The sequence below is a fragment of the Aeromonas sp. JL9 genome (assembly GCF_024436075.1).
GTDB classification, from domain to species: Bacteria; Pseudomonadota; Gammaproteobacteria; order Enterobacterales; family Aeromonadaceae; genus Aeromonas; species Aeromonas veronii.
Genome location: NZ_JANFNV010000010.1, coordinates 1 through 11,480, shown reverse-complemented (window position 1 = coordinate 11,480; position 11,480 = coordinate 1). Strand labels below are relative to the sequence as shown.

The following is an 11,480-nucleotide window of genomic DNA, read 5'->3' as shown; positions in this document are numbered from 1 at the left end:
AAGTTGAAAAACACGCAATCCACCCCAGGGCCCCGAGTTTGGGAACCGGCCCACTTCGCGCTTGGCGGGTTACTATCTCGCTCTCGTTTCGATCAAGGGTTTCACCTGTCTCATGCCGATGGATCTCTCTGGCCTGCTGCGCCGACTGCTGATTGATAGTCACATCGATTTTGCTTCGCTCAAGGGTGGTGCCTAGCATGCCCATGGAATTCTCCGGTTTGTTACGCCGACTGCTGACCGATAGTCACATCTACTTCGCCCTCAAGGTGCTGCTGGCCATTCTCGGTCTGCTCGCCTTCACCCTGGCCACCGGCAATATCCAGCTCACCGTGCTGCTCTCCCTCGGGGTAGTGGCGGGCGCCATCGCCGAAACCGACGACAGCCTGTGGGGACGGCTCAAAAACCTCGCCATGACGCTCATCTGCTTCATGTTCGCGTCCCTGTGCGTGCAGTATCTCTACCCCACCCCCTGGCTGTTTGCCATCGGGCTCGCCAGCTCCACCTTTATCTTCGTGATGGTAGGGGCGCTCGGTGCCCGCTACGCCACCATCAGCTTCGGCTCGCTGCTGATCGCCATCTACACCATGCTGGGAGCCGCCAAGGCGCCGGATCTCTTCTACCAGCCGCTGGCACTCGGCGCAGGCGCCCTCTGGTACGGGCTGGTCTCGTTTATCTGGCTCTGGCTGCTGCCCTACAAAACCCTGCACGAGCAGCTGGCCCAGAGCTACTTCGCCCTTGGCCGCTACCTGCTGGAAAAGTCCCGCTTCTTCCCGGCAGACGAGCACGGCGCTCAGGCCATTCGCCACAATCTGGCCCAGCTCAACATCAATCTGGTGAGCGCGCTGACCCTCACCAAATCGGCCCTCAACGCCCGCCTGAGCCGCCGTCATCCGGCCAGCCCAGAGCTGGCCAGCTTGCTGCGCCTCTACCTGTTGGCGCTGGAAATCCACGAGCGTGCCACCTCCAGCCACTACCCCTACAGTCGGCTGGAAGCGGAGCTCAAGCAGGGCATAGTACTGGAAGGATTTCAGGAGGTATTCCTGCAACTCTCCGAGGCGTGCCAGCGGCTCGGTTACGCCATTCTGGTGCACAAGCCCTACGCCCATAACAAGCGCATCCACTGGACCCTGGAGGCCCTCGGCGATCAGCTGGAGTTCACCAATCTCAAGCAGCACTACCCGAAAACCCTGCTGACGCCGATGAAGTTCCTACGCCGCAATCTGGCCAGCATCAACCAGCTGCTGGGCAGCGCCGAAGTGTTGCAAAACCCCGAGCAACCAGAGCAGGAGCTGCCCGCGCTGGCGCGCCCGCCCCGCCTGCCGCTGTTGACCCAGCTCAAGCAGCACCTCACCTTGCACTCCATGGTGTTTCGCCATGCGCTGCGTTTGTCACTCGGGCTGGTGATCGGCTACGGCATACTGCAAGCCTTTGATCTGGAAAAGGGCTACTGGATTTTGCTGACCGTGCTGTTTGTCTGCCAGCCCAGCTACAGCGCCACCCGCCGCCGACTGGTGCAGCGGATGCTCGGCACCTTCGCCGGCATACTGGTGGGCATTCCGGTGCTCTGGCTCTTCCCCGAGCTGCACGTCCAGCTGGTGGTGATGGGGCTGGCCGCCTTCCTCTTCTTCACCCAGGTGCGCAACAACTACAGCGCCGCGGTCTGCTTTATCACCCTCTACGTGCTGATGGCGTTCAATCTGCTCGATGGTATCGGCTTTGCCATTCTCGGGCCGCGGCTGCTCGATACCCTGCTCGGCTGCCTGATCTCCTACGGGCTGGTGGCCTGGCTCTGGCCGGACTGGCAGTACAAGCGGCTGCCGACCCTGATCGCCAATTCGCTGTCGGCCAACGCCCGCTATCTCTCGGCGGTGCTGGCGAGCCTCAAGCAGCAGCGCGATGAGTCCATCGACTATCGGGTGGCGCGCAAGAGCGCCCATCTGGCGGACAGCGAGCTGGCCACCGCCTGGCAGAGCATGCTGGTAGAGCCGCAAAAGCGCCGCCGCTTCCTCGATCTCTGCTTTACCCTCACCTGGCGCAACCACGCCCTGCTCTCCTACATCTCGGCGCTGGGGGCCCATCGCGACAAGCTGGAGGCCATCAGCGGGCTGGATGAGGTGCGCCACCACATCTGCCACACCCTGGAGCAGGCCGCCGGTCATCTGGCGGGCACCCCCTCCAGCTCCATCGGTGGTCAGAGCCCCCTTCTTTGCACAGACAGCAGTGCAGACAGCAGCGAGGAGCAGCTGATGCTGACCCAGCAGCTCAACCTGATCAGCGAGCTGGCGGATCAGCTGCTGCATCTGGCCAACGAGAGCCGGTTGCTCACCGGGGATCAAGGCGCTACCATGCCCGCCCAATCCTGATAGCCCCATTAGCGAGGAGCCCTCATGTCTGCGTCCGAAAAACATCAGCTGGAATTCAACGGCCAACTCATCGAGACCGATGCCAAGGGCTACCTGCTCAACAGCAACGACTGGAGCGAGGAGCTGGCGCTGGTACTGGCCGCGCAGGAGGGGATCACGCTTGAGGAGCCGCACTGGGAAGTGGTGCGCTTTGTGCGCGCCTTCTATCTGGAGTTCAACACCTCCCCCGCCATCCGCGCGCTGGTCAAGGCGATGGAGAAGCAGTACGGCCCCGAGAAGGGCAACAGCCGCTACCTCTACAAGCTGTTCCCGGAAGGGCCAGCCAAGCAGGCGACCAAGATTGGCGGCCTGCCCAAACCGGTGAAGTGCATCTGATCCCATGCATCTCATCCCATAACAACGGGGGGCCGCAACTGCGGCCCCCCGTTGTGTTTGGTGCGCTATCTTCGCGCACCGTCCATTCATATCCCTCGTACTGACTCGGCCAGCCTTATCCCCGCTGGTCAGCCAGCACCACCAACTGCTCTGCCAGCCGGTGACCATGCAGGTAGGAGGCGATCAGCTCGCTATCCGCCTTGCCCGATTCAATCTGCTGATACCAGTGCGCCAGCATGGCGGCAAAGCCGCGCTGGGCCAGTACCGGCAGCCAGTCGCTGGGGGCAAGCGTCTGGGCCTGCTTGTCGCGGGCGATGATGCCGCGGGTGCAGTTCTCAAGGTGCAGGGAGAGATTGTCGCCGTAGGCATCGATGCGCTCCTCGGTGATCCCGGCGCTGCGGTTCATGCTGCCGCTGATGGCGCGAACGCCGCTCTGCCAGCTGACGCTCACCCCGGCCAGCAAGCTGTTGTCCTTCATATCCGGTCGCAATACCGCATGAAAGTCGCCGTCCGGCACGCCGCCATAGAAGCAGAGGCTGTCGAGCACATGGATAAAGTCGTCGAACATAAAATCCCGCGCCTTGCCCGGCACGGCGAAGCGGTGTTTCTGCCAGTTGAGCTCGGTAAGCGGCTCGGCGCGCGCCTCGGCCATGGCGGGCAGATAGCGGCGGTTAAAGCCGGTAAAGAGGGCGCAATCTTGCGCGATGGCGAGGTTGGCCAGCGCTTCTGCCTCGGCCAGATTGTCGCACAGGGGCTTGTCGACAAAGGTGGGGATCCCTGCGCGCAGGCACTGCTCGGCCAGCTCGCGGTGAACGGCGGTGGCGGCGTGGATCATCACGGCGTCGGGGCGGCTGGCCAGCATGGCCGCCACATCGGTAAAGCACTCGGCGACCCGATACTGGCGGGCCAGCTTCTCCAGCACCGCTGGATTGCGGGTGCAGAACAGCGGGGTGATCCGCTCGTCGCTCGCCAGCAGCGGCAGATAGGCTTTCTGGGCGATATCCCCCAGACCAATCATGGCAATGCGCATCTCAACTCCTTTTCACTCGATAACGGGACAAGCGGATAACTGCCCGCACCATCGCAGGATTTGTCCCGCAGATCCAGCCTGCCGTTAGCAAACTGGCTGGCGTGCGCAGCTCTGTGCAAACGGCGACGTTATTTGGGCATGGCAAGATCGCAGACCGACTTGATCACCTCGGCCAGCCACTCGATGGCGAGATTGCCCTGACTTTTACGGTGTCTGCCAACCACCACCTCGAACTGCTGCGGCGCCCCGGCCAGCTCCAGCATGCGAAAATCGCCGAGGGTGGCGATGGCCGACGGAATGCAGGCCGCCACGTCATTGACCAACATAAAGGCTTGCAGCGAGGTGTAACAGGGGAGCGTCGCCACCGCCGCGCTGGCAACCTGCTGCGGGCTCATCTGCCCTTCGAAATTGCCGACGCTGTTGGCGAACTGCACAAAGGGGATGGCTGCCAGATCCTGCGGGGCGTTGTCCGGAAGATATCGGGAATCGCGGCGCAGCACGCAGCAGTAGTGATCCCGGCGCAGGGTGGCGCGCAGCAACCCCGGGTCGAGATAAGCATCAAAGCCAATCACCAGATCGACCTCGCCACTGGCCAGCGCGTCCAGATGCAGCTCGGCCTGAAAGTCCACCACATCGAGCCGGATGGAAGGCGCCTGACTGCGCAGAGCGCTCGCCAGCCTTGGGATAATAGCGAGCTGGGCATACTCGTTGGCCATCACCCTGAAGGTGCGCTGGCTGCTGGCGGGATCGAAGGGGGCAGCCACAAAGACCCCGTCAATATCGGCCAGGATCTGCTCAAACCTGGCGGCCAGCTCGCAGGCGTAGTCGGTCGGCTGCAATCCGGCGCTCTGGCGGATAAACAGCTCGGCAGGAAAGAGGTCGCGCAGCTTTTTCAGATGGCTGCTCACCCCCTGCTGGGAGACCTCCAGCAGCTCGGCCACCCGAGACACACTCTTGTATCTGACCAGCAGCACCAGCACCCGCATCTGCCTGATATCGATCTTCTCCACCCTCACCTCACCAATTTCAGTTGTATCACATACAAAACACCCATGATTTACATTGTATCAGTGGCTCTCTAACCTTGCAGCTCTTCCAGCAAAGCGAGGTTAACGATGAAAACTGTCATTCTGATTGGTGCTCAGGGGAAAATGGGGCAAGCCGCCCTCAGTGGTCTGGGCAAGCACAAGGTCATCACCGCCAGCCGCTCCGGCGAGGGGTGTGATTTTCAGGTGGATATCACCAGCAGAGAGTCTATCGAGCGGCTCTACCAAAACGTGGGTTCCTTCGATGCGGTGGTCAATACCGCAGGATTTTGCGAATACGCCCCCTTTGGCGAGATGAGCGACGAGCAGTGGCAAACCACCATCCAGAGCAAGCTGATGGGGCAGATCAATCTGGTCAATATCGGCCTCAACTACATCAATCAGGGGGGCTCCTTCACCCTGATCTCCGGCATCCTCAATATCAAGCCGATCCCGCTGGCCATTGCCGATGCCACCACCAGCGGCGCCATCGATACCTTTGTCCAGTGCGTGGCCCACGAGCTGCCCCGCGGCATTCGCATCAATGTGGTCAACCCGACCGTACTGGAAGAGGCGTGGGACGTATATGGCGAGATGATGCCGGGCTTCCAGCCGGTGCCGGGCGCTTTGGTCGGCAAGGCGTTTGAGCGCTCCGTCGATGGCTTTATTAGCGGTCAGGTGCTCTATGTCGATGCCTGATCTTGCTCAGGTGTGACCCCACCGCCTTTGTAATTCCTTGTCGATGTTTTTCCTCTTCCCCGAAAGCGCCAGCTCTCGGGGCTTTTTGCATAGAGGAACCGGAGTAGCGACAAAATATGATTTCATTTCGACGACGGCACACAGATTTATGTCATCCGAGTCACTGTCAGAGTGGCCTCGTTTGGCTTACTATGGCGCTCTTCTCCCTGTTGCCGAGCAAAGGGAGTATTTCAGGCTATTTGCCGGAATGAATTACCGCTGACCAACGCTCTATTTGGCCGCAGCTTATTGGCGCGGCCACTATTGCCTGTGCGCTATCGGCACTTATAAAACGCGTTATTTATGGATGTATAACGATGAAATCATCAATTGCACTCAAAGCCTTGTCGCCTTATATATTCGCAATATTGTCAGTTGGGCTGTTGTCCAGCGGATACAATGCGCTGCCGATCTATTGCGGCCTGGCCATTGTCGTCTATCCGGTGCTGGTTGCCATGCTGGCGGACGAGTGGGAAAAACAGGGGCTGGTCTATCGCGAATCAACCCAGGTCGAGGTGGATGTCAATGTGCGCGGGATCCTTATCAAAGAGCAGAGACGGCATTTGGAGAATCTCTATTTTGTCTCGCCGGACGTGATGCAGACCAAACTCACCAGCCTCGCCCGTATCAAACTGCTGCTCTGCGGCGCCATGTTTGCCGTGTCGCTCTATGAACTCGCCCTGCAAGCCGAGGCACAATTTGCCCTGTACGCCGTCAATCTGATGGATATCAATCAGCTGGATATATCCGGCCTGTTGATCGGCCTTGGCGCCGTGCTGTTTCTCGGCCACTGTGCGAGAAAAAGCCTCTCTCTCTATGGAACCTGTCGCCATAAAAACTATCTGGTGCAGAGTCATAACGAACCCGGCGTCCAGCTCTATAGCGCAGCCATTTCTACCAAGGCGGCAAACCTGCAAGTGACCCATACCCGCATGTTCGATGCCTTATTGGCGTGGTATTGAGCAACCCTTAATTGGCAACCTTTAATTGCCTCCCCTTTGGATCAAGATGACGGGGCAGGAGGTAAGACAATAAGGCCCCATCCCAACAGTGCTCACTGACCACTCACCCGTGACCGGCGTAGTGGTTGGTTGAGCCTCTATTTCCCTCCCTATAGCCATCCTCTGCCCCTCCCCTTGCTTACTGCTTTATCAGAAGTCATCAGCCTGTCATCTGACTGACATCCCGCGGTCATTTTCAAGCCATAGAGTTTTTCACTTATTTTTCATATGGATAGATAAGGAACATCATGACTTTCCCGCGCTCTTCTTATGTGGCTGTGGCCGTCTCGCTGGTCTTGCTTGGCGGCTGCCAGTCAGAGAACGAATCGTCTGCCGACAGCCAGGGCAAAACCGCCTACCAATACAGCACCAAAGCGGTCTACAGCCCGCAGCAGCAGGCGGAGAGCTACGAGCCAGCGCCACAGGGGTTCATTCCGGTCTTTACCGAGATGGTGGCGCGCCACGGCTCGCGCTCCCTCTCCAGCCCGAAATATGACGTGCTGACCAAGCTGGTCTGGGAAGAGGCGCAGCGTCAGGGGGCGCTCACCACTCTCGGGCAGGGGCTGGGAGGCAAGGTCGATCTGGTGACGGCCGCCAACCAGAAACTGGGCTATGGCCTGCTCTCGGCGCTGGGCAAGGAGGAGCACGCCAATCTCGCCACCCGACTGGCGGCGCGGCTGCCGACCCTGCTCAACAGCAGCGAGCCCCACTGCATAAAGGTGGTCACCTCGGGCAAGGACAGGGCCAACGAAAGCGCCTTCTACTTTATGGAGAGCCTCAAGCGCGACGTGAACTATGTCAGCGACTCGGCGCAGTGCTACCTCACGCAGGATGACCCCTCGAAGATCGACAAAAAGCTGGTCAACAAGTTCGAGCTCTACTTCCACAAGACCACCCCCGAGGGGGATTACGCCCGCTACCTGCCCGCCTATGAGAGCTACCAGCGCTTTATCGGCGACGAAGATGCCGGAATCGCCCCGGCCCCCGAACTGGCCAGAGCGCTGGATCAGCTTAAAAACCTGAGCAAGACCAAAGAGATGGCCCGCAGCATGCTGGAGCGTATCTACAGCAAGGGGTTTGTCGACTATCTGGCGGGCGGCGTCGAGTTTGTCGCCGTCAACCCGGAGGATGGCGGCATGACCTATGTGCGCGACGAAGTGGATGCCGCCCTGATGCTCTACAACCTCTTTATCATCGGCCCCGGCATGATCCGCGAAGCGCAGGCACAGGGCAGCGAACCCTGGGCGCTGGAACAGTTCCTGACCCCGGAGGAGTCTGCCTGGTTCTCCTACCTCTCCGATGCGGAAGATTTCTACGAGAAGGGGCCGAGCTTTGCCAACCAGAACGCCCCCTACGCCATTGCCCAGCCGCTGCTCGACGGCATGTTTGGCGAGGTGCAGCGTCAGGTGGTGGAGGGCGAGCAGAGCCGACAGGCCACCCTGCGCTTTGCCCATGCCGAAGCCATTATCCCCCTCGCCGCCCTGATGAAGCTGGAAGGGAGCCGTCAGGGGGCCAGCCCGGATCAGCTGTTCAGCCAGCAGAACAACGAGTGGCGCGGCGGCTGGGTCTCCCCCTATACCGCCAATATTCAGTGGGATATCTACCAGAACGGGCAGCGGCAGGTGCTGGTCAAGATGTTCTACAACGAAAAGGAGATCGCCTTTAAGACCGGCTGCCAGCCCTACCAAAGCGGCAGCCACTACTACGACTTCGAGGAGCTCAAACGCTGCTACGGCTATAACGGCTAACCCTTCGCGCACCGGATATGGCAATCACAAGGGGCGACCAGCAGGTCACCCCTATTCACTCCCCTTCCCTGCTTGCCAAAGCGGGATATGGCGATAAAGCCGCCTTCCAGTTCCATTTGCTGATCCAGTTCAAAAAACGATTAATTTCTGATAGTTAGGTCACTTTAAGTCTCGCCTCGGCAGTTTCGTTTGGCTTACCATAGCCAGCCATAACCTGTTGATCTGTGATGGGTTGCTGCCAGCGCAGGTCAAGGGAGCATATTGGAAGCTGTAATCCACGGGCGGTAGCGTGGGATTTGGTGGCGTTACGCCTTACTCAGAAAGGTGGGTGTCCCAGATTTTCTGGCGATATATACAATTGAAAATTGGCAGGTACCTATGAGTAGAAAATATAGTTATTTTTTTCTTGTTATTTATTTTGTTTGCAATTCAGCTTTTGCTGAGCCAAGTGTAACGGAGCTTAGAGTTTGCGAGTCTGTATATAAAGCATGTACAGAACAACAGCAAACCGGCAAGGTTAAATCATCTTGCTTATCATATGAAAATGAAAACCCAGAAGTTATGAAGTACCTTAAAATGATCAATGACGGACTTTTAACGCTAACAATAGGCATACAGTCTACTCCATGGGAATTGGCTCTTTTTGGTTGCAACCTTCAACACGGGCAGTTTAAAACTTTTGAAAAGCTTGCCGATGCCCCAGATAGTGCTTTCAAATCAGGCGTTAATGATAATAAATACATTGTTGTTGAATAGGCCGATAAATTTCTCACCAGAAATTAAAATATAAAAGCATACACTTGGAGAATACTTATTCAACATAATTACCCCTCTCCTCTTGTTACTTTCATTGGCTGGGGGCCGGTAGTGAGTATTATTGCGCCCATCAGAGCGGGATAAACATGGATGTGGCAGTTTGGTAAAACAGATTTCAGTTACATTGCTTGGTAAACGTTGGGCTTCACTTCGTTCAGCACCAACCTACGATTTTTAGCCCAACATACGGGATCAGAAAGGTGGGTGTCCCAGATTTTCGTTGTAGTAATAAAGGCTTTAGTCCATTTACGTCTTATAAACCATATTATTACTTTATATTACCGCTATAAGAAAACATCATGCGAATAGAATCAGTTTACATTGAGAATGTTAAAAGATTTGGAAAGGGTGGCTTTTTATTAAACTTAAGAAGCGATTTAGAGCACAAAATTGCAACTGTAAGCGGCGTTAATGGCTCAGGAAAAACAGCGGCATTCAAAGCAATACAACTGTTCCAGAAATTATTTTTCCATCAGCAACTAGATGAAAACAGAAAACAAAAAATCCATGACAAGATAGTTTCTTCAATAGATCAATTAATTGTAACTGAAGAGGCGAACATTGACATTCACTTTAAAATAGACAATGAAACATACGGTATATCACTCTCTATTTCACTATGTAAAGATGAACTTAATTATGCTTTTACACCTAATGAGGCTACACCAAATGCTATTAAAGCAGTATCTCAGTTTTGGAAACTTGAACGACCTCGCTCATTAGTTGTATTTATTGATGCAGGAAAATCATTCTCTGACTTCGGCATTAACTTTGACCATATATCGCTAAAGTCAAGAGCGGAACATGATGAGGATTTTTTCTTTGACTGTATTTTCTATCCAGAAGAAACCTTACAAGCGATATATAGGAGAACTGTCTTAGATCATATCCAATACAGACTAGACCCTAGTAGGGTATATCCATATTTCCAAGCAGCTAATGAAGCGATAAAGAGAATCAGTGGAAATATTGAGGTTAAAAATGTCAGTGCCACAAAGAAAGATGGCCAACTTATTATTCAAGGAAAAACATCTGAGAATGTCTCTCTTTATGACGTTAAGGACTTTAGTTCAGGAGAGCGCGCCATTTATCTTACAACATTATTTTTATTCTTCTTTCCATCGGTTGGAACATTAATAATTGATGAACCTGAAAACCACTTTCATGAATCATTGCTATCTAATTTCTATCTCTTTTTAAGAGAGGTAACTGAATGTGGAGGGATTAATGAATGGACGTTAAAAAACATAAAGACAGATAAAAAACATAAACATTTCCAGAATCAAGACTCCGATTCCCTTAATCGAATATTTCTCATCACACACTCCAAGCCACTTATATATCAAAATATAAATTTTGGTGACTGCTTCATGCTTGGAAAAGATGGTCTTAATAAAGTTTACAACTATAGTTTGGAGTCTGAATTAAGAAATGCAGGTATCAGTAGTGTATTCTCCAGAACTTTATTTGTTGAAGGAGAGAGCGATAGAGATATATTCCTCCCGATTCTTAGCTTACATCGTATTAATGTTGTATCAGTCTCCGATTGCAAAGAAGTCGTTGAGCAATTCAGTAAAATTGCAAGAATTAAAAACCTAATTCATGGTGCGTCATTTTGTTTTGCAATGGATAGAGATAATAAATCAGCACAAGATATAGATGGCATCAGGAATATTTCACCTGAATTTTACGATGAGAGTTTCATCGTTTTAGAGCGTCATGAAATAGAAAACTATATGATAGATATAGAGTTGGTCATGGACGCTATAAATCCAACCTTAGATACTCTACATGAAGAAAAAATAACAGCGGCTGAAATTGAAGATATTTTCAGTAAAGAGGCTGATTCATTAAAAGAGCAGTCATATTATAAGTTTGCATCATTTCACCTCAAGCAATACATAAAAGAAAACATAGGTGACAATATCGGAAACGTAAGGAGAATGAAGGGTGGCATTGATGAGTTAATAAATGAGTCGCTGCATGACAACATTGCTAAAAATGTAATAAAATATAATAGAGATATAAAAGTCAAGTTTGATTCCGAGTGGCATGATAATTGGAAATGCCTCATAGATGGGAAAGCATTTATTGCTAAAGCCATGAGTGGAATATCAAAGCGCTGTGTTGGAATAAAACCTGATAAAATAAAATCAAATATGTTAATCAGATTACAGGAAGAACCCGAAAAATATGTCCTAGGTAGACTTATACATGAAGTCATAAATAAGTTTAAGCATCAGGACAATATTGGGTCATGAGAAAAACATAATATAAATACTTACAAAGAATACTCTATTAATAATCTGTACAGATCTAGTTATCACCTGACACCGGCCTCAAACCGGTGTCTTGTTTACGCTACTTTAGTGCGCACTTCCTTC

General features: G+C 53.6%; 10 protein-coding genes. 7 read left to right on the top strand and 3 right to left on the bottom strand.

Going from position 1 to position 11,480, the window contains the following annotated elements:
* On the bottom strand, nt 1-205 hold a 205-nt coding region (locus NOM06_RS09645; protein WP_255911330.1), incomplete at its 3' end, for a hypothetical protein.
* Here NOM06_RS09645 and yccS point away from each other — a divergent pair.
* Nucleotides 198-2,363 carry a YccS family putative transporter gene (gene yccS, locus NOM06_RS09640; protein ID WP_255911328.1) on the top strand — a complete coding sequence of 722 codons (2,166 nt, stop codon included), beginning with the start codon at nt 198-200 and terminating at the stop codon, nt 2,361-2,363. The two genes, NOM06_RS09645 and yccS, sit on opposite strands and share 8 nt — an antisense overlap.
* A gap of 24 nt (nt 2,364-2,387) precedes the next feature.
* Nucleotides 2,388-2,738 (top strand): TusE/DsrC/DsvC family sulfur relay protein, encoded by a 351-nt coding sequence (locus NOM06_RS09635; protein ID WP_019446869.1) that lies wholly within the window; start codon nt 2,388-2,390, stop codon nt 2,736-2,738.
* Between the two features lie 115 nt (nt 2,739-2,853).
* Here NOM06_RS09635 and NOM06_RS09630 read toward each other — a convergent pair whose 3' ends face one another.
* Entirely contained in the window at nt 2,854-3,768 is a 915-nt protein-coding gene (locus NOM06_RS09630; protein ID WP_255911326.1) for a Gfo/Idh/MocA family protein, read from the bottom strand.
* 128 nt (nt 3,769-3,896) lie between these two features.
* Complete coding sequence (locus NOM06_RS09625) at nt 3,897-4,778, bottom strand: LysR family transcriptional regulator (RefSeq protein WP_255911324.1); 882 nt, start codon at nt 4,776-4,778, stop codon at nt 3,897-3,899.
* A 105-nt stretch (nt 4,779-4,883) separates the two neighbouring features.
* On the opposite strand from NOM06_RS09625, the gene NOM06_RS09620 reads away from it, so the two are divergent.
* From NOM06_RS09620 to NOM06_RS09600, 5 genes are all read left to right on the top strand, one after another.
* Nucleotides 4,884-5,492: a short chain dehydrogenase gene (locus NOM06_RS09620; protein ID WP_005347588.1), complete on the top strand. Its 609-nt coding sequence runs from the start codon at nt 4,884-4,886 to the stop codon at nt 5,490-5,492.
* A gap of 422 nt (nt 5,493-5,914) precedes the next feature.
* The gene (locus tag NOM06_RS09615) at nt 5,915-6,493 is read left to right on the top strand and encodes a hypothetical protein (RefSeq protein ID WP_255911323.1); all 579 of its coding nucleotides are present in this window, start codon (nt 5,915-5,917) and stop codon (nt 6,491-6,493) included.
* A gap of 287 nt (nt 6,494-6,780) precedes the next feature.
* A complete protein-coding gene (locus NOM06_RS09610; protein ID WP_255911322.1) occupies nt 6,781-8,280 on the top strand; it encodes a histidine-type phosphatase in 1,500 nt (499 codons plus the stop codon).
* Nucleotides 8,281-8,658: 378 nt separating this feature from the next.
* Complete coding sequence (locus tag NOM06_RS09605; RefSeq protein WP_147746094.1) at nt 8,659-9,036, top strand: hypothetical protein; 378 nt, start codon at nt 8,659-8,661, stop codon at nt 9,034-9,036.
* A 359-nt stretch (nt 9,037-9,395) separates the two neighbouring features.
* Nucleotides 9,396-11,357 carry an AAA family ATPase gene (locus NOM06_RS09600; RefSeq protein ID WP_255911320.1) on the top strand — a complete coding sequence of 654 codons (1,962 nt, stop codon included), beginning with the start codon at nt 9,396-9,398 and terminating at the stop codon, nt 11,355-11,357.
* The last annotated feature ends 123 nt before the right edge of the window (nt 11,358-11,480 follow it).